General features: G+C 70.6%; 13 protein-coding genes. 4 read left to right on the forward strand and 9 right to left on the reverse strand.

What is annotated here, in order from left to right; translation table 11 throughout:
• Window positions 1–47: 47 nt before the first annotated feature.
• From ACWZJV_RS05535 to ACWZJV_RS05565, 7 genes are read right to left on the reverse strand one after another with little or no spacing between them, the layout of a single operon-like run.
• Entirely contained in the window at window positions 48–956 is a 909-nt protein-coding gene (locus ACWZJV_RS05535) for an endo-beta-N-acetylglucosaminidase H (RefSeq protein WP_457180526.1), read from the reverse strand.
• 29 nt (window positions 957–985) lie between these two features.
• Window positions 986–3,946 (reverse strand): alpha-mannosidase, encoded by a 2,961-nt coding sequence (locus ACWZJV_RS05540; RefSeq protein ID WP_457180527.1) that lies wholly within the window; start codon window positions 3,944–3,946, stop codon window positions 986–988.
• The gene (locus tag ACWZJV_RS05545) at window positions 3,946–7,014 is read right to left on the reverse strand and encodes a GH92 family glycosyl hydrolase (RefSeq protein ID WP_457180528.1); all 3,069 of its coding nucleotides are present in this window, start codon (window positions 7,012–7,014) and stop codon (window positions 3,946–3,948) included. Before ACWZJV_RS05545 ends, ACWZJV_RS05540 begins: the two co-directional genes overlap by 1 nt.
• Window positions 7,011–8,240: an AGE family epimerase/isomerase gene (locus tag ACWZJV_RS05550; RefSeq protein ID WP_457180529.1), complete on the reverse strand. Its 1,230-nt coding sequence runs from the start codon at window positions 8,238–8,240 to the stop codon at window positions 7,011–7,013. The genes ACWZJV_RS05545 and ACWZJV_RS05550 overlap by 4 nt, the downstream gene beginning before the upstream one ends.
• The gene (locus ACWZJV_RS05555) at window positions 8,237–9,121 is read right to left on the reverse strand and encodes a carbohydrate ABC transporter permease (RefSeq protein ID WP_457181934.1); all 885 of its coding nucleotides are present in this window, start codon (window positions 9,119–9,121) and stop codon (window positions 8,237–8,239) included. The genes ACWZJV_RS05550 and ACWZJV_RS05555 overlap by 4 nt, the downstream gene beginning before the upstream one ends.
• Complete coding sequence (locus ACWZJV_RS05560) at window positions 9,118–9,990, reverse strand: carbohydrate ABC transporter permease (protein WP_457181935.1); 873 nt, start codon at window positions 9,988–9,990, stop codon at window positions 9,118–9,120. The genes ACWZJV_RS05555 and ACWZJV_RS05560 overlap by 4 nt, the downstream gene beginning before the upstream one ends.
• A gap of 29 nt (window positions 9,991–10,019) precedes the next feature.
• Window positions 10,020–11,297: an ABC transporter substrate-binding protein gene (locus tag ACWZJV_RS05565; protein WP_008358195.1), complete on the reverse strand. Its 1,278-nt coding sequence runs from the start codon at window positions 11,295–11,297 to the stop codon at window positions 10,020–10,022.
• Window positions 11,298–11,437: 140 nt separating this feature from the next.
• Here ACWZJV_RS05565 and ACWZJV_RS05570 point away from each other — a divergent pair, with 140 nt between their 5' ends.
• Together ACWZJV_RS05570 and ACWZJV_RS05575 are read left to right on the forward strand one after the other, a co-directional pair.
• On the forward strand, window positions 11,438–12,460 hold the full coding sequence (locus ACWZJV_RS05570; RefSeq protein ID WP_196873435.1) for a LacI family DNA-binding transcriptional regulator: 1,023 nt from the start codon (window positions 11,438–11,440) through the stop codon (window positions 12,458–12,460).
• 35 nt (window positions 12,461–12,495) lie between these two features.
• Window positions 12,496–13,680, forward strand: coding sequence for a glycoside hydrolase 5 family protein (locus tag ACWZJV_RS05575; protein ID WP_196873434.1), 1,185 nt, complete (start codon window positions 12,496–12,498; stop codon window positions 13,678–13,680).
• Window positions 13,681–13,714: 34 nt separating this feature from the next.
• On the opposite strand, the gene ACWZJV_RS05580 is transcribed toward ACWZJV_RS05575, so the two are convergent.
• Window positions 13,715–14,902, reverse strand: a complete 1,188-nt coding sequence (locus ACWZJV_RS05580; RefSeq protein ID WP_196873433.1) for a Cmx/CmrA family chloramphenicol efflux MFS transporter — start codon at window positions 14,900–14,902, stop codon at window positions 13,715–13,717.
• 189 nt (window positions 14,903–15,091) lie between these two features.
• Window positions 15,092–15,877, reverse strand: coding sequence for a siderophore-interacting protein (locus ACWZJV_RS05585; RefSeq protein WP_196873432.1), 786 nt, complete (start codon window positions 15,875–15,877; stop codon window positions 15,092–15,094).
• A gap of 67 nt (window positions 15,878–15,944) precedes the next feature.
• Here ACWZJV_RS05585 and ACWZJV_RS05590 point away from each other — a divergent pair, with 67 nt between their 5' ends.
• Together ACWZJV_RS05590 and ACWZJV_RS05595 are read left to right on the forward strand one after the other, a co-directional pair.
• On the forward strand, window positions 15,945–17,069 hold the full coding sequence (locus ACWZJV_RS05590; protein WP_457180530.1) for a glutamate-cysteine ligase family protein: 1,125 nt from the start codon (window positions 15,945–15,947) through the stop codon (window positions 17,067–17,069).
• Window positions 17,066–18,028: an NAD(P)/FAD-dependent oxidoreductase gene (locus tag ACWZJV_RS05595; RefSeq protein WP_457180531.1), complete on the forward strand. Its 963-nt coding sequence runs from the start codon at window positions 17,066–17,068 to the stop codon at window positions 18,026–18,028. Before ACWZJV_RS05590 ends, ACWZJV_RS05595 begins: the two co-directional genes overlap by 4 nt.
• Window positions 18,029–18,081: the final 53 nt, after the last annotated feature.

Raw genomic sequence — 18,081 nt, forward strand, 5'->3', positions numbered from 1 at the left:
TCCGTGCGCGAACGATACTCCCAGACCGCGGCGACCGCTCCTATCGGTCAGCCCGTGTAGACGGTCGCCTTGCCGTACAGGTTGCGGGTGACGTTGGAGAGGTAGGCGCTCGCGTCGGCGGAGCCGAGGTTGTAGGTGTTGAAGACGCCGTAGCCCTGGGAGACCGTGCGCGAGGCGAGGCTGGCGGCGGTCGAGGCCGAAGTGCCCTGGATGTTGATCGCGGCGGGGGCGAGCTCGGGCTTGCCGAGCCCGGGGACGTTCGGTACGCCCCAGGTGCCGTAGTAGGGGTTCCAGGCGTAGTCGAGCAGGTCGCCGGCGTTGACCCCGCCGTAGGAGAGCCGCTGTGCGGACGGGCCGATGTAGTAGAGCGTGATCAGCTTGTCCGGAATCCGCGAGCGCAGCGCCTGGAGCAGGTAGACGAAGGAGAAGTCGTTGGGCTGGCCGGTGCCGTTGGCCCCGTAGTTGGCCCACTCGTCGTCGAAGTCGATCCCGTCCAGGCCGTAGCGGGTCACCGCGTCGGCGAGCTGGTCGGCGAACGCCTCGGCAGACGCCCGGTCCGGGAAGTTGGCGAAGCCGGCGCCCTGGTGGTTGCCGAGCACGGAGAGCAGGATCTTGATGCCCTTGGCCTGGGCCGGACGGATGTGCACGTCGGCGGCGTCGAGCTGCGCCTGCACCTGCGGGTTGTTGTAGAGGTAGGCCCGCTGGCCGTCGTAGTTGATGTTGGCCGCGAAGATCAGACCGATGTCGAAGACGTTGCCGCCTCCGGCCAGCTCGTACTTGGCGACGTTGCCGATGCTGTAGTTGTTGACCTCGACGTATCCGGTCATCAGCGTCGGCGACGCGAGCGGGCGCGCCGCTTCCGCCGAGGGGGCGAGGCCGGTGGCGGCGGTCGCTCCGATGGCCGCGGCGCCCGCGCCGAGCAGCATGTGTCTGCGTGAGATGTGGGGAACTGACATGGTGCTACTGGTCTCCTTTTGGTGGGCCTTTAGTTGCGGTGGAACCTCAGGGTGCGGACCTCGAAGGCCCCGAGACTGAGCGCGACGACACCGCCATCGGCGCTCACCTCGGCGATCGGGTCCTCCACGAGCGAGATCTCCTCGACCCGCTCGTAGCTCTCCGCGACGCGCAGCTCCCCCTGCGTACGCGCGCCGGTGGACTCGTAGACACGCACGACCAGATCGCCGGAGCGGTCGGCGGCGAGCTTCACGCTCGAGATCACCAGACCGTCACCGGAGACGGTCACCAGCGGCTGGACGGCGTCCGCGCCGGTGATCCGGCGAGCCGGTGTGTTGAGCGCGGCCCCGGCCTCGGTTGTGGTCGCGACGTCGGCCCCGATGACCAGGCCGTAACGGTGGGTCTGCACGCCCTGGTCCGTCTCCGGGTCGGGGAACCGCGGCGCCCGCAGCAGCGAGAGCCGCACCTCGGTGGTGAGCGCCGTCGGACGGGTCACATCGAAGCCGTAGGTGGAGTCGTTGACCAGCGCCACTCCGAACCCAGGCTCGGAGGCCAGCACCCAGCGGTGCATCGAGGTCTCGAACTTCGCCGCCTCCCAGGAGGTGTTGGTGTGGGTCGGGCGGCGGTGGTAGCCGAACTGGGTCTCGGCCAGCGTCTGCTCGGCCCTGACGTCGAGCGGGAAGGCCACCTTGAGGAACTTCTCGGTCTCGTGCCACTCGGTGCTCTGCGCGATGTCGAGCACCCGCGACCCGGGAGCCAGCGAGAGCACCTGGGTCGTCGACGACTCGGGCGAGATCGGCCGCTCGACGACCAGCCCGTCCTCGGTGATCTCGATCGAGGTGACCTCGCGCAGGTCGGTGACCCGGTTGCGGTAGAACCGGTCCACGTCCCAGGCGTCCCACATGTTCGGGAAGTCCTGGTGGAGCTGGAGAAGGTTGGCCTCGGCCCCGGCCGGGATCGCGTCGCGACCGGTCGCGAGATCGACCGCCGAGATGATCAGGCCCTCGGCGGAGACGGTGACCTCGACGACCCCGTTCCCCAAGACGTACGTCCCGTCCTTCTCGACCACGGAGACGGCCGCCACCGGTTCGGCCGCCAGCACCGCACCCGAGCGCCCGTCGGCCCGCAGCGCGACGGTTCCCTCGCCGGCGAGCGCCGTGAGCGCCCGCTCGACGATGGCCGTCGCCACTTCGGCGACCCGGGCATACTGCGCCGCCGCCTCGCGGTGCACCCAGGCGATCGAGGTGCCGGGCAGGATGTCGTGGAACTGCTGGAGCAGGATCTGCTGCCACAGCGCGTCCAGCTCGTCGTAGGGGTAGTCGAGCAGACTACGGACCGCCGCGGTGGCCGACCACAGCTCGGCCTCGACGAGCAGATGCTCGCAGCGCCGGTTGCCCTGCTTGGTGAGGTGCTGGGACGTGAGGGTGGCGCGGTGGAGCTCGAGGTAGAGCTCACCGACCCAGACCGCCGGGTCCGGCAGCTCGGCCCGGGCCTCGGCGAAGAACTCGTCCGGGTGACGCCAGGACACCTGCGCGGAGCCTTCGAGATCGCGGAGACGACGGGCCTTGCCGGCCATCTCGCGGGTGGTGCCGCCACCGCCGTCGCCCCAGCCGACCGGAGCGATCGAGCCGGTGGCGACCCGGTTCTCCCGGAACTGGCGGGAGGCCTTGGCGACCTCCGCGCCGGAGAGCCGGGAGTTGTAGGTGTCCATCGGCGGGAAGTGGCTCAGGATCCGGGAGCCGTCGATGCCCTCCCACTCGAAGGTGTGGTGGGGGAACTTGTTGACCTGGTTCCAGGAGATCTTCTGGGTGAAGAACCACTCGAACCCGGCCCGCTTCATCAGCTGCGGCAGCGCCGGGCTGTAGCCGAAGGAGTCGGGCAGCCAGACACCCTTGCAGCGGATCCCGAACTCGGTCTCGAAGAACCGCTGCCCGTAGAGGAACTGCCGCACCAGCGACTCCCCCGACGGCATCGTGGTGTCGGACTCGACCCACATGCCGCCGAGCGGGATGAAGCGGCCCTCGGCGACCGCCGCCTTGACCTTGGCGTAGACCTCCGGACGGTGCTCTTTGAGCCAGGCGTACTGCTGGGCCGATGACATCCCGTAGCGGAAGTCGGGGTCCTCGCCGAGCAGCTCCGTCATCGAGGAGGTGGTGCGGGCGACCTTGCGGATCGTCTCGCGCACCGGCCACAGCCATGCGGAGTCGATGTGGGCGTGGCCGATCGCGGCGATCTGGTGGGCGGAGTCGTGCGCGGTCGCCTCGAGGACCTCGGTCAGCGCCTCTCGGGCGTCGGCGGCCGTCTCCCGGATCCGCTGCAGGTCGACCCGGTCGAGGGCGTCGTCGATGGCCTGCAGGATGCGGAACTTGCGCGGCCCCTCGGGCAGCTCGACCTGCAGCTCGTGGAGCGTCTCCAGGTCGAGGCAGAGCTCGAAGACGTCCTTCTCGAAGACGGCGAACTCGATCCGGCGGGTGGTGTAGAGCCTCTTCTTCGAGGAGGTCTCGATGTCGCCTTCCTGGGTGGGCAGGAAGGGGTGGTAGTCGAGCAGGACCGGGTTGGCCGCGGCCTCCAGGAAGAGCTCGATCTCCTCGCCACCCTTCGCCTCGTCGGCGACCAGCACCCACTGGTTGCGGGGGTTGAGGCTCTTGATCGGCTCGCCCTCGGGCGTGTAGACCAGCCCCTCACACTGGAAGCCGGGCATGTTGACGTCGAAGCCGAGGTCGCAGACCAGCTCCACCCGCCTGCCGGCCCACTCCGCGGGCACGGTGCCGGTGATCCGGAACCAGGCGGTCCCCCAGGCCGGACCCCAGTCGCTGCCGACCTCGAAGGGCTCGTACGTCAGCGCCAGCCCCTCCGCGGGAGCGATCGGCTCCCCGGGCAGCTCGTGCCAGGCGACGCTCACGGGCGCCGAGGCGGTGTGCACGGCCGGCCACAGGCGCTCCTTGAGGACCCGGCTCACGCGGCCTTCGGTGAGGTGTACGTCGTCGTGCATCAGTGCTCGTCCTGTCTGTCGTCTCTGTTGTCGGCGTCGTCTTCGATGAACTCCAGCTGCGTGAGCACGCAGTCGGTCAACGCGGTGAACCGTACGGCTCCCGCCGCGACCGGCTCGCCGCGTCTGACCCGGAAAACCCGGGTCTGACCTGCCCAGACGTACGTCTCACCAGCCCGCTCCTCGCGGGCCACGGTCGTGCCGTCGGGGTCGAGATAGTCCAGCTTCCAGGCCAGGTCGCCCGGCTCGGCGGAGGTCACGGTGTAGAGCGAGAGCCGCCGCTCGCCGAGGAGCGGGACCTCCATCCGCTCCCCCGCCCTCAGCGCGACCGTGGTCTCGCCGGTGTCGTCGGTCAGGGAGTCCGGCACCACCACGGTCGCGTCGGTCACGGGGAGGCCGGGAGCCGTCCGGGACGCAGAAGGCGGGCGGGACGCCTTCGCCCAGCCGCAGGGCGTCTCGGAGAGCTCGACGACCAGGTGCGCACCGTCGGCCAGGCGGGCGTGCGGGACCGAGACCTCGTCCCAGGGCTCGCCGTCGAGCGTCACCGAGCGGATGTGGCCGCCGGTGCCGACCGCCTCGATGACGATCTCCTTGCCGTCGGTCGGCCGCAGCACGGTCCGCCGGACCGACGGCGGGACGATCACGTAGGAGGCAGAGCCCGGGACCAGCGGGTAGAGCCCGATCGTGGCGAAGACATACCAGGCCGACATCTCGCCGTTGTCCTCGTCACCCGGATATCCCTGGCCGAGGTCGGAGCCGACGAAGAGCCGGGAGAGGCACTCGCGGACGATCCGGTGGGCGTCGTCGTGCCGCCCGGCGAACATGTACATGAACGGGATGTGGTGGGCCGGCTGGTTGGAGAGCCCGAGCATCCCCATGCGTACGTCCCGGGCCTCGGTCATCTCGTGGATCGCGAAGCCGTAGTGGCCGCTCAGCTCGGCCGCGCCCGTCTCCGGGCGGGCGAAGAAGTCGTCCAGCTTCGCGCCGAGAGCCTCCTCGCCGCCGTGGAGCTCGGCCAGCCCGGCGCCGTCGTGGGGTGCGGTGAACGCGGTCCCCCAGGCGTTGGTCTCGGTGTAGTCGTGGCCCCACACGTCGGGATCGAATGTTCCACGCCACTCGCCCGCGGGGTCGCGACCGATGAAGAACCCTCTCTCACGGTCGAACACGTTGCGATATCCGAGCGCCCGCCGCGCGAAGTACTCCTCCTCCGCCGCAAGGTCCTCCGAGGTGCGGGGTGATCCACCCGCACGCAACCTCCGGGCAAGCCGAGAGATCCCCCAGTCGTTGATCGCGTTGTCCAGGGTCCACGACATCCCCTCGTGGGTGTCGGTGTCCACGTAGCCGGCGAAGATCCCGCGGCGGAGCCCCTTGCGGCCGACGCGTACGTCATCGGGCGGCACGGTCGCGTTCTTCAGCGCCGAGGCGTAGGCGGTCTCCAGGTCGATCCCGGGCACCTCGCGCAGGGCCAGGTCGGCGACCACCGTGTCGAAGGTGGTGCCGGTCATGCAGTCCTCGGCGCCCGGAGCGCTCCACCGCGGCGTCCAGCCGCGGTCGCGGAAGTGCTCGACGAAGCCTTCGGCGAGCGAGCCGGCACCGGCCGGGTCGAGGAGCGCGAGCAGCGGCCAGGCGGTGCGGTAGGTGTCCCAGAAGCCGTGGGTGACCGTCATCGGCGCATGCCGGACGGTGGTGAGGTCGTAGGGCGAGGTGTGCGCGTGCGTGGGCCCTTCGCCGTAGCGATTCGGGTAGAGGAAGAGCCGGTAGAGCCCTGATCGGATCGAGACCAGCTGGTCCTCGCTCGCTCCCTCCACCTCGACGGTCGCCAGAGCCTGCTCCCACGCCGTACGAGCCCGCGCGGCCATCTCGTCGAACGACCCGGCGGCCTCGAGATTGGCTGCCGCCTGCTCGTCGCTGACCGTCGAGATGCCCAGACGTACGTCGACAGCCCTCGCGCCGCTCAGCGCGATGTGGCCACGGAGCCGGCCGCCGCCCAGACGCAGCTGCGAAGTCCCGGAGACGCGGAGGTGGATGTGCTGGGCCGGCTTGCCATCGCGGCCGTCCAGGAGGGCACGGACGACCACCTGTCCCCTGTCGTTCTGGCAGGTCAGCGTCCGGATCCTGCCGTGGTGGTCGAGCACCAGCGAGCGGGCGCCGGTGAACCGCATCCCGAGCGCGAAGTCGCCCGGGACGAGCTCGGCGGTGACGCCGCCGTCGAGCGCGACCGCGTACCGGTGCGGCCCGGCCTGCTCGTCGGCGTGGTCGAACCCCAAGGCCCGCGCACGCCGGTCGTCGTCGGGCTCGACCAGCGGGCTCGGCATCACCTGGAAGACCCCGTGGTCGCCCATCCACGGGCTCGGGATGTGCGAGGTCGCGAACGCCTCGATCGCCGGACGGTTGGGTCCGCCGGCGGTCTCACGGTGGTGCGCGTGCCAGGCGTAGGGCCAGTTGCCCGCCGAGGCGTCGGTCATCGGCAGCCCGAAGACACCGCCGTGCGGCAGGCCGACCAGCGGCGCGTTGTTGCCGCGCGAGAACCGGTCGCTGGAGTGGGTCCCGCGTCGGGTGTCGACCTGGTCGAGCGGCGCGGCCGGGAGCACGCGGGCGGGCCCGACGGTGACATCGTCGACCCACACCCGCAACGGCACCTCGGCCGCCCGCGCCACGACGAGGAGGCGCACGATCCGGCGGCCGGCGAGCCCGGTCAGCGGCACCCGGCGCAGGTTCCACTGGTCGACCCACGCCCGCTTCCCCTCCCCCTGCCCGGTCGGCGTCAGCGCCTGCCCGTACTGGTCCACGAGCCCGATCCCGCTGAGCCGCCGGCCGTCGTCGAGCAGCCCGTCCACACAGACGTACGTCGCCTCCCACCGCCGCTCATCGGACGAGGCCGACTCGGGGAACACGACGAAGCGCAGCTCGTCCCCGTCGGCCACCTCGATCGGCGCCTCCAGCGGAAGCTCCGCCTCGACATGGCCGGCCCCCGGCTCGACCTCGAAGCACCACGCCTGCGGCGAGGAGTACCCCACGCCCGCACGGGCGTTGACCGGGTCGGCGGGCCCGTTCCCGAGAGTGAGGCTCACGCGAGCCCCTTCAGCACCGCACCGGCGAAGCTCGCGCTCGCGGGGAGCAACGGCAGGATCGCCATCTGGTAGGCGTGGTAGACGTCGGGCTTGCCTGGCCAGACCGTGGCCGAGGGCCGGTTGCGGGCGTCGAGCTCGTGGTGCCATGAACCGCCCTCGCGGTCGACGAGGTGCTCCTCGCAGTAGGCCCACCAGCGGCGTACGTCGGCGAGCGCATCGGCCGAGCCGGTGTCTCGGAAGAGCGTCCAGGCCGCGGCGACCGCCTCGGCGGCGACCCAGTGCATCCGCTCGCGCACGACCGGCTGGTCGGCGAAGTCGGTGGTGTAGACGAAGCCGGGGGCACCGTCGACTGCCCAGCCGCGCGAGGCCGCGGCGGCGAGGAGCGACTGCGCGTCCTCGAGCAGCCATGACGGCGCCTCCGACCCCAGCATGATCCGCGCGTGCAGCGCCAGCCGCGCCCACTCGAAGAGGTGCCCGATGGTGACCCCGTACGGCCGGAATGGGTGCCCCGGATCGTCGATGTTGTAGTCCAGCTCCACGGTCCAGGCCGAGGAGAAGTGCTCCGGGAGCCGCCAGTCGTGCTCGCGCGCGAAGCCGTGCACGACCCGCTCCAGGATCCGCAGCGCGCGCTCGAGCCAGACCCGGCGCCCGGTCACCTCGGCGACCGCGAGGAACGCCTCGACGGCGTGCATGTTGGCGTTGACGCCGCGGTAGCCGTCCAACGAGGCCCAGTCGGCGCTCCACACGTCGAGGATGAGCCCGTCCTCCTCGCGCCAGAACCGCTCCTCCATCACGCTCAGCGCGTCGTCGAGCAGCGCCTCCGCGCCGGGGTGGCCCGCGGCGTACGCGGTGGTGGCGGCGAGCACGACGAAGGCATGGGCGTACCCCTCCTTCACGGTGCTGACCACCTCGCCGGTCTCCGGGGAGACCGCGGAGTGCCACCCGCCGTTCTCGGCATCGTGGAGCCGCCCGGTGAGCGCGGCGACGCCGTGGTCGACGTACGCAGCAGCCGAGGCGTCACCACGCAGCTGCGCCAGCCCGAAGACGTGCGTCATCCGGCAGGTGATCCAGGTCTCGACGGGCCGCCCGGGAGTGAGCAGACCGTGCTCGTCGAGCCACCCGAAGCCGCCACCCTCGTGACGGGACCCGCGGGCGAAGGCCAGCAACCGGGCCGACTCCTCCTCGAAGCGGGCGATCTCGGCGGCGGTCAGTTGCACCTCGGTCATCCCTTGATGGCCCCTTCCTCGACCCCGCGGAAGAAGTAGCGCTGCAGCACCGCGAAGACGATCACGATCGGGACGAACGAGATCATGGTGCCTGCCGCGATCAGGCGGGGGTTGTTGGTGAACGTTCCGGACAGATACTGCAGGCCGACGGTCAGCGTGAGGTTCTCCGGGTCGGTCAGCACGATCAGCGGCCACAGGAAGTCGTCCCAGGCGCCGATGAACGCGAAGATCGAGATGACGCTGAGCATGCCGCGTACGCCGGGGAGGTTGACGTGGATCAGCCGCTGCCAGGCGTTGGCGCCGTCGACCTTGGCGGCCATCTCGAGCTCGTCGGGGATCGCGGTGAAGGCCGCCCGCATCAGCAGGACGTTGATCATCCCGATCATGCCGGGCAGCGCGACCCCGAGCAGGGTGTCGGTCAGGCCGAGCGAGCGGACCGTGACGTACTGGGCGATGATCGTCGCCTCCCCCGGCAGGATCAGCGTCGCCAGCAGCGCGCCCAGCACCAGCCTCGACCCGCGGAAGCGCAGCTTCGCCAGCGCGTAGCCCGCCATCGTGGCGCCGAGGATGTTGCCGCCCACGACCAGGACCGCGACGACGACCGAGTTCATCGCGTAGTCGACCACCGGCACCACCTCGGCGACCTTGACGTAATTGGCGAACGTCGGGTGCTCCGGGATGAAGCTCGGGGTCGAGGAGTAGACGTCCTCGTCGATCGACTTCAGCGAGGTCGACAGCTGCCACACGAACGGCAGGACCGTGATCGCGAGCACCACCAGCAGCAGCACGTAGCGCGTCACCATCTCGCCCGTGGACATCCGGTGGAACGAGTACGACCTCTTCGCGCGCTTCGAAGAACGCGGTCGCGTGTCGGTCATCAGCCGTCCTTCCGGTTGAGCCGGGCCAGCAGCAGCATCGGCAGCAGGGTGAGCACGAAGAGCAGCAGGCTCAGCGCGGAGGCGTAGCCGAGGCTGCCGGTGAAGCCCGTGGAGTAGAGCTGGATCAGCATGACCATCGAGCTCACCTTGCCGCCCGGGCCACCCGTGCCGCCGGTCATCACGTAGAGCTCGGTGAACACGCGCAGCGCCGAGATGGTGATCAGGATCGTGATCAGCAGCATCGTGCCGCGTACGCCCGGGACGGTCACGCTCCAGAAGCGGCGGACCGGGCCCGCGCCGTCGACGGCGGCCGCCTCGTGCAGCTCCTTGCCGACGTTCCCGAGGGCCGAGAGGTAGATGATCATGTAGTAGCCGAGACCCTTCCAGACCGTCAGGCTGATCGCGCTGAAGAGCAGCAGCCAGCGGTCGGTCAGGAACGGGATGGGCTCGGTGACCACCTGCAGCGCCGACAGGATCGAGTTGATCGCGCCGCGGTCGTCGAGCAGCCAGCCCCAGATCAGCGCGACCACGACCGCCGAGGCGACCACCGGCGTGTAGAAGGTGACCCGGAAGAAGGTCAGGCCCGGCAGCTTCTTCTCCACCAGCACCGCGAGCAGCAGCGGCAGCAGGGTGAGCAGCGGTACGCAGACGATCATGTAGAGGATCGAGTTGGTCAGCGCGTGCACGAGCTGGTCGTCGTCGAGCATCCGCTCGAAGTTGGCCAGCCCGGTGAACTCCCCGCCGCCCAGTGGCTTGGTGTTCGTGAACGCCATGTAGATGGTGTTGAGGGCGGGATAGACGTTGAAGACGCACAGCCACACCACGGCCGGCGCGACCAGCAGCCAGGGCGTGAACCACCGGTGGTCACGCACCCGGCCGCCCGGCCTCGTGATCGGACTCGTCACTGGGTGAGGATCTTGTTGCATTCCTCGACGGCCTTGTCGAGGGCTTCCTGCGGGGTCGCGTCTCCGGTGATCGCCGCGGCGAGCTGCTGCTGCAGGATCGTCTCCATGGCCGGCGACCAGCGCGGGTTGTTGGGGATCGCGGTCGAGAGGGTCTCGAACGCGGTCACCTGGGCGTCACCGGCGTTGGTGCCGTCGCTCTTGGCGAAGAACTCGTCCTCGGCGGACTCGGTGGTGCTCGGGTAGATGCCCGGGACCAGCTCGGCGAAGGCCTTCTGGTTCTCGGCGTTGGTCACGAACTGGGCGAGCGCGTTGGCGGCGGCGAGGTTCTTCGACCCGGCGTTGACCGAGAGGCCCTGGACGTAGAGCGGGCCGTCGCCGAAGGCGTGGTTGGAGGTCGTCACGTCGACCAGGCTGGGGGCCTCGGTCTTCAGCGTCGTGTTGATGTGCTGGCCACCGCCGGTGGTCCAGGCGACCTTGGACTCGTTGTACATCGCCGAGTTGCCCTGGAACTCCTCCGAGAGCAGGTTCTTCGGCAGCAGGCCCGCCTCGTAGCCGTCGGCGAACTTCTGCACCAGCTCGACCACCTCGGGCTGGTTGAAGGTCAGCTCGGTGCCGTCCTCGTTGAAGATGTCGACGCCGAGGTTCTGGAAGTCGTTGATGCCCGGCTTGCGGCTGACCAGGTAGGACGAGCCCTTGGCCGTCTTCTGGTACGTCGCCGCCTGCTCGAAGAGGGAGTCCCAGTCGGTCGGGAGGTTCTCCGGGTCGAGGCCGTTCTCCTCGAGCAGCTTGGTGTTCCAGTAGTTCACGTCGGTGCCGAGGTACCACGGGTAGCCGTAGGTGCCGTCGAGGCCGTCGTACCGGTAGCCCTGCAGGCCACCCTCGACGAACGTCCCCTCCAGGTCGACGTCGGTCTCCTCGAGGTCGAGCAGCTGGTCCTGCTCGGCCAGCGGCAGCGCGAAGTCCGGCGGCAGGTTGACGACGTCGGGGAGATCACCGGACTGGGCCTGGGTGAGCACCTTCTGGTCGTAGCCGTCGCCGGGCTGGTCGAGCCAGGTGACCTCGACGCCGGGGTTCTCCTTCTCGAAGGCGGCGATCACGCCCTCGACGTAGTCGGTGAACTTGGGCTTCAGCGCCCAGGTCTGGATCGAGACCTTGCCCTCGATCTTGCCCTCGAGGTCACCGGCGGACGGCTCGTCACCTGCCCCGCAACCCGTCATCGCAGTGATGCCCATGGCCAATCCAGCGGCGACCCCCACCAACCGGCGTACGCTCATTTTCGGCTCCTTGCTGAAAGCTTTTGATAAAGCGGTTAAGTTCGGGCCGTACTATTCACCGAACGAGGTGTGCCGTCAAGGCATCCGTGTGAGGAGCGCCACAATCAGCCTCCTGCCTCGACCCAGGAAGGACTTGCCCGATGGCACGACCCACGATCGCGGACATCGCCGAGCGCGCCGGCGTCTCCAAGGGCGCGGTCTCGTTCGCGCTCAACGGACGGCCGGGAGTCAGCGAGGAGACCCGGCGACGCATCCTGGCCGTCGCCGACGAGATGAACTGGCGCCCCCACCGGGCCGCCAGGTCCCTGGGCAACTCGCGCGCCGGAGCGGTCGGCCTGATCCTGTCCCGCCCCGCTCGTACGCTCGGGCTCGAGCCCTTCTTCGGCCAGGTCGTCTCCGGCCTGCAGGCCGGCCTTGCCGAGGACGGCACCGCGCTGCAGCTGCTCGTAGTCGAGGACCCCGAGGCGGAGATGGCCGCCTACCGCAGCTGGGCGGCCGAGAAGCGGGTCGACGGCTTCGTGCTCCTCGACCCGCTCATCGAGGACCCCCGGTTCGCCGTGCTCGAGGCGCTCGACGTGCCGGTGATGGTGCTCGGCGGACCGCTCCCGGACACGTCGCTGAGCTACAGCTGGGCCGACGACAGCGAGGCCATGCACGAGGCGGTCGACTACCTCGCAGCGCTCGGCCACCGCCACGTCGTCCACGTCGCCGGTATGCCACAGTTCCTGCACACCAAGCGCCGGATGGACGTGCTCACCGAGGCCAAGGCGCGCCACGAGCTGGCCGAGGTGGTCTCGATCCCGACCGACTACAGCGACTCCGAGGGCGCCGTCATCACCCGTCGGGTCCTCTCGCGGCGGGAGCGGCCGACCGCGATCGTCTACGACAGCGACGTGATGGCCGTGGCAGGACTGGGCGTCGCCCTGGAGATGGGCGTACGGGTGCCGCAGGACCTCTCGATCCTCTCCTTCGACGACTCCCTGCTGGCCCGGCTGACCCACCCCGCACTGACCGCACTCACCCGTGACACCCAGGGCTGGGCCACCGAGGCGGCCCGTGAGCTGCTCCGGCTGATCGCCGACCCGACGCTCACCGTGCGTCACCAGTCGAGCACCCCGGTCCTCGTCCCGCGGGAGAGCACGGCTCCGCCCGCCGGACGCTGATTGCCTGGTTTACTTAAACGGTTTATATTGCGCGGGTGCCAGCTCACCCGACCCCCGCCGCCACTGCCCCGTTGCGCTTCGGAGCCAACCACGTGCCCTCATCCGGCTGGTTCTACTCCTGGCTCGACTTCGACGCCGACCAGATCGCCCGCGACTTCGACGACCTCGCCGGCCTCGGTCTCGACCACGTACGCATCTTCCCGGTCTGGCCGTGGATCCAGCCCAACCGCTCGCTGATCCGCTCCGCGGCGGTCGACGACGTGCTCACCACCATCGATCTGGCCGCCGCCCGCGGCCTCGACGTCTGCGTCGACCTGGTCCAGGGACACCTGTCGAGCTTCGACTTCCTGCCCTCGTGGGTGCTCACCCACCACCAGCGATCGGTCTTCAGCCACCCGGAGGTGCGCGCGGGCCTGCGCACCTACGTCGACACCCTCGCCGCCGCGGTCTCCACCCGCGACAACGTCTTCGCCCTCACCCTCGGCAACGAGGTCAACAACCTGTGGCCGTCCAACCCGACCACGATCGCCGACTCGCGCTCGTGGGCCCACGAGCTCCTCGAGACCGCCCGCAAGGCGGCCCCCGGCCTGCTCTGCCTCCACTCGCTCTTCGACGACGCCTTCTACGCGCCCGACCATCCCTTCGCGCCTGCCGACGTCACCACGCTCGGCGACCTGAGCACCGTGCACTCCTGGGTCTTCAACGGCGTCGGCGCGATCGACGCGCCCCTGGGGCCGGCCACGCTCACGCACGCCGACTACCTGGTCGAGCTGGCTGCTGCGTACGCCACCGAGCCGGGGCGCCCGGTCTGGCTCCAGGAGATCGGCGCTCCCCTGCCGGAGATCGACCCTGGGTCCGTCCGCGAGTTCGTCCGGGGAACGGTCGACCACGTCGTCCAGAACCCGGCGCTGTTCGGCATCACCTGGTGGTGCTCCCACGACCTGGACCGGTCACTGGTCGACTTCCCCGAGCGGGAGTACGACCTCGGTCTCTTCACCGTCGACCACCGGCGCAAGCCGGTCGCCGAGGCGCTGGCCGAGGCGATCGCGGCGCACAGCGGTCCTCGCCCTGCTCCGACACCGCGCCGACAGCTCGAGTGCCCGGTCGACCTGCTCCGCGAGCCCGAGCGCCGGGCCGAGGTCGCGCCGGGCAGCGACTTCCACCGCGCCTGGGTCGCCGCCCGGGTCGACGGGCCGGTCGAGATCGTCGCGCCCCGCTGACCCGGGCCTGATCGGGTCGCGCCGCGCGGACCGGTCACGGAGTCGGCACGACGCCACTCCCGGGCCGGTCCCGCGGGGCGATCAGGTGGAGCGACGGCACCATGGCGACCAGCGCGACCCCGGTCAGGACGGCCGCCACCCACACCGGCCCGAGCACGCCTGTGCCCGACAGGGTGGCCGCCCCGAGCGCCGGACCTGCCGCGGCACCGACGTTGAGCGCCACGGTCGCGTAGGCGCCGCCCATGGTCGGCGCATCCGAGGCCGCGTAGAGCACCCTCGCGATCAGGCTGCTGCCGACCGCGAACGCCAGGACGCCCTGGACGAGCACCAGCACGAGCAGCGGCACCGCACGGTCCGCGAGCAGCCCCAGAGCCAGCCACCCCAGGAGCAGCGCGGGCGAGGCCACGGCGATGACCAGCCGCGGGTGCCGGTCGGAGAACCGCCCGGCCGCGGCGACCCCGACGAAGGAGCCGATGCCGAACAGCACCAGCGCCAGCGACACCCACACCTCGGCCAACCCGGCCGGGCCGGTGACGATCGGTGCCACGAAGGTGAACGCGGCGAAGGTTCCGCCGTTGACCAGAGCACCCAGCGACATCGCGACGAGCAGTCGCGGCGCTCGCAGCTGGGCGAGCTCGGCGACCAAGGACGGACCGGACCGGACCGACGCCTCCACCGTGCCGGGCCGCACCCCGTGGGCGATCCCGATGGCGGCGGGCACGCACAGCAGCGCGACCGCCCAGAACGTCGCCCGCCAGCCCAGGGCGGCGCCGAGCAGCGCCCCGCCGGGCACACCGGCGACGGTGGCGAGCGTCGTACCCGACAGCAGGACGGCGAGCGCGCGGCCCTTCCGGTCGGGAGCGACGAGGCGGGTGGCGGTGCTGAGCGCGACCGCCAGGAACCCGGCGTTGGCGACCGCCGCCACCACCCGGGTCGCGAACAGCACGGAAAAGGCCGGCGTAACGGCGGCGACGACATGGCAGGCGGCGAAGAGCGCCAGGCAGCCGAGAAGGGCGGCCCGGGCCGGCCACCGGCGAGCGAACGCGGCCATGACGGGCGCGCCGAGGATCATCCCGACGGCGAACGCGGACGTGAGCAGACCGGCGGTCCCGACCGAGACGTCGAGGCCGGCGGCGATGTCCGGCACGAGGCCGGCGAGCATGAACTCCGAGGTGCCCATGGCGAAGACCGCCAGGGCGAGCAGGTAGAGCGCGAGAGGCATGTGGATACTCCGAGGCAGGAAACGGACGGAACGCGTCTCGTCACCACGGCCAGCACCCGGGGTGGCCTATCGACCGCCCGCGCGTTTCGCGCCAGGGCGGGAGGGCTCGAACCTCAGTGGTTCAGGGGGCTGACGGCGTGACCGAAAGCCCCCACAGTGGCTGCCTCAGGGCTCGACATGGCCGTCAGACTACCGCAGCGCCTGACCGGCGTACGCAGCCTGCCGGTCGGCGGCCTGGCTGCGCTTCCACACCCGGAAGCTGTCCTCACTGTTGCCGCGGCGCCAGTAGCCGGAGATCGACAGGTCCCCGCGCGGCATCCCGCGCTCACGCAGCAGGTAGGGACGGATCCGCTGCATGGTGACCTCGGCCTCGCCGTGCACGAAGGCGTGCACCCGGCCGAGCAGCCAGGGCAGCTCGCGGACGACGGTCTCCAGCGGCGGGTCGACCGTGGCGTCCACCCAGCGCACCTCGACGCCGGCCGGCGCCTCGACCTGCTGGAGGTGCTCCGCGGAGGGCACCTCGATCACGGCGTAGCCGACCGCGTCGGCCGGGAGCGCCGCCAGCGCCGCGCGGATCGCGGGCAGACCGGACTCGTCGCCGACGAGCAGGTGCCAGTCGGCAGCCGGGTCCGGGGCGTACGTCCCACCGGGCCCGCGCACGGTCAGCACGTCACCCGGAGCCGCGGCGGCAGCCCACCTGCCGGCGACGCCCTCGTCACCGTGGTGGACGAAGTCGACGGCCAGGGTGCCCTCGGCGACGGAGGGGTCGAGCGCGGTGTAGGTGCGGCAGACGGTCGAGCCGTCACCGACCGGGATCTCCAGACGCAGGAACCGGTCGGTGCACACGCTGCCGTCGAACGCGGAGAGGTCCTCGGCACGGAAATGGACGCGGGTCATCCCGGCACTGAGCCGGCGGGTCGAGGTGACCACGACCCGTGTCGCCGGCTTTGTCTCCGGCTTGTCCGCGCGAAACATGAGGGGAGCCTAACCTAATTTCCGAGAAATGCGGATGGTGGCCCGCCGACTGCCCTAGAGTTGCGCCGTGCTCTACTCCGCCGGGTTCGAGTTCGAGTATGCCCTGGTGACGGAGTCACCCGACGTAGGCGCGGGTGCGATTCGCGACGCGGGCACATTCCATGACTTCGAAGACCTCGACTTCGACGCCCTCCAACGCGCTCTCGCCGACGGCTCCGGCACCACCGACGACGGCCTCGTCCGCGGCGACCTCGGCATCAAGAGCGGCTATTGGTACCTCGAGGGCGACGAGCGGTTCGACGCCGAGGGCACCTTCACCACGATGCTGGTCAAGGGCGTGGAGATCCGCACCCCGATCTGCCCGAGCATCACCGAGGCCGCCGACCGGCTCGTCGACCTGCAGGGCGACATCGCCAAGCGTCTCGAGCCCCTCGGCCTGCACCTGGGCATCGTCGGCTTCAACCCGGTCCGCGAGGCGTACGTCCTCGACCCGCCGCTCAACGAGTGGGAGCAGCGGATGCGGGCCGAGCACCGGGAGTACGACCACGCCGAGGTCTCCAACCTGAGCTACGGCCCCGACATCAACCTGTCCTTCCCGGGGCTCTCCGCGGCACAGGTCGTCGAGGTGACCCGCAGGCTGACCTACTACAGCCCGTTCATGGTGCCGTTCAGCTTCAGCTCACCCTTCCACGCCGGAAAGGTCTGGCACGGCCCCAGCAAGCGCACCTACGAGCGCACCTGGCGCCGGGTGGCGGCGCGCTGCTTCGTCGAGACGACCGCGGGCGTCGAGCCCACCATGGTCCACCCACCGCGGATCCCTCGCGAGGAGGGACGCATCGAGTTCAAGGCCTTCGACTCCTTCCTCACCCGGGATCTGCTGCTCGGCGGCGCGGCGCTGACGCTCGGCGTCTGCCTCGCCGACGACCTGCCCGGACTGGCCGACAGGCCCAGTCGCGACCTCCACCAGCGGGCCGCGACCGCGGCGTTCGCCGACCCCGAGATCGCTGCCGGCGCCCGCCAGGTGCTCGCGGCGGCGCGCCGGGCGCTCTCCGAACGTGCTGGCCTGCGGCACGAAGTCGGCCACCTCGATGGTCTGGACCAGTTGCTGAGCGAGGGACGTACCCCAGCCGATAGCCTTCTGGACGCATATTCGAGCACCGGCCTGATGTACCACCCGGAAGGACTTCGTTGACTGATCTCCCCGCCGACCTGCCCGCTGACCGACTCGTGACACTGCCTGCGGAGGCCGACGTGGCGATCTGCGGAGCAGGCCCGATCGGCGCTGCGACGGCCACGTTCCTGGCCCGGCCCGGCCTGCGGGTGGTCCTCATCGACCACGACCCCGCCGACGACCCCGGCCATGTCGCTACCTACCGCTATGCGGGCGGCAGCATCCGGTGGACGTGGCCCGACCCGGTCAAGCGCGAGATGACGACCCAGACCGAGCAGTACATCCGCGGTGCCGCGCCCGGCGCCGACCTGGGGATGATCGAGAACACCTACCACCTGCTGCACACCGGTGAGCACATCCCCGCGCTCAACGTCTCCGCGACCGGGCTCGTCGAGATGCTCCGCGACCACGCCCGGGAAGCGGGGGCGACGCTGGTCGACGCGCTCGTCACCGGCGTACGCCCCGACGGCAGCGGTCATGTGGTCGAGACCTCCCGCGGCACCATCCGCGCGGGGCGGGTCCTCGGCGCGATGGGCGCGGCGAACGCCTCGGTGTTCCCGCAGGCCAGCGCGGAGCCGGAGAAGCGCCAGCTGTTCGTGCTCGACCTCCCGGTCCCGCCCGAACGCGAGCAGCTGCCCCACACGATCGTGCCGATCGGCGACGGCTTCGGCTATGTCTTCGTGAAGCTCATCGACGGGCGGCTGAGGGTCCTCGTCGGCCAGGAGGACATCGTCGAGGACGAGGACACCTCGGGCGCCGTCGACCACTGGAAGGAGATCCTCGACAGCGGTCTCGCCGAGACCCTCCCCTGGCTCCGCGATGCCCGCGTCGACGACATCCTCTGGGGCGTCGACACCGCTCAGAAGACCCTCGTGGTCGACGAGCCGAGCCCGGGCGTCCTCGTCGCCAACTGCGGCAGCGCCATCCGCTCGGCGGCCTGGCTGGGACGTACGCTCGCCGAGCGGCTCGGGACCAGCTGATCAGCGGGCGCGGCCGAGCTGAATCCTTTTGCGCGCCGGATCGCTCCTGTCTG

The sequence above is a fragment of the Nocardioides sp. WG-D5 genome (assembly GCF_054031175.1).

What these genes read in the sequence shown, in the direction of transcription:
- ACWZJV_RS05540 (WP_457180527.1), bottom strand. Translation starts at nt 3,946, where the DNA reads ATGCACGACGACGTACACCTCACCGAAGGCCGCGTGAGCCGGGTCCTC.
- ACWZJV_RS05535 (WP_457180526.1), bottom strand. Translation starts at nt 956, where the DNA reads ATGTCAGTTCCCCACATCTCACGCAGACACATGCTGCTCGGCGCGGGC.
- ACWZJV_RS05585 (WP_196873432.1), bottom strand. Translation starts at nt 15,877, where the DNA reads ATGTTTCGCGCGGACAAGCCGGAGACAAAGCCGGCGACACGGGTCGTG.
- ACWZJV_RS05550 (WP_457180529.1), bottom strand. Translation starts at nt 8,240, where the DNA reads ATGACCGAGGTGCAACTGACCGCCGCCGAGATCGCCCGCTTCGAGGAG.
- ACWZJV_RS05570 (WP_196873435.1), top strand. Translation starts at nt 11,438, where the DNA reads ATGGCACGACCCACGATCGCGGACATCGCCGAGCGCGCCGGCGTCTCC.
- ACWZJV_RS05580 (WP_196873433.1), bottom strand. Translation starts at nt 14,902, where the DNA reads ATGCCTCTCGCGCTCTACCTGCTCGCCCTGGCGGTCTTCGCCATGGGC.
- ACWZJV_RS05565 (WP_008358195.1), bottom strand. Translation starts at nt 11,297, where the DNA reads ATGAGCGTACGCCGGTTGGTGGGGGTCGCCGCTGGATTGGCCATGGGC.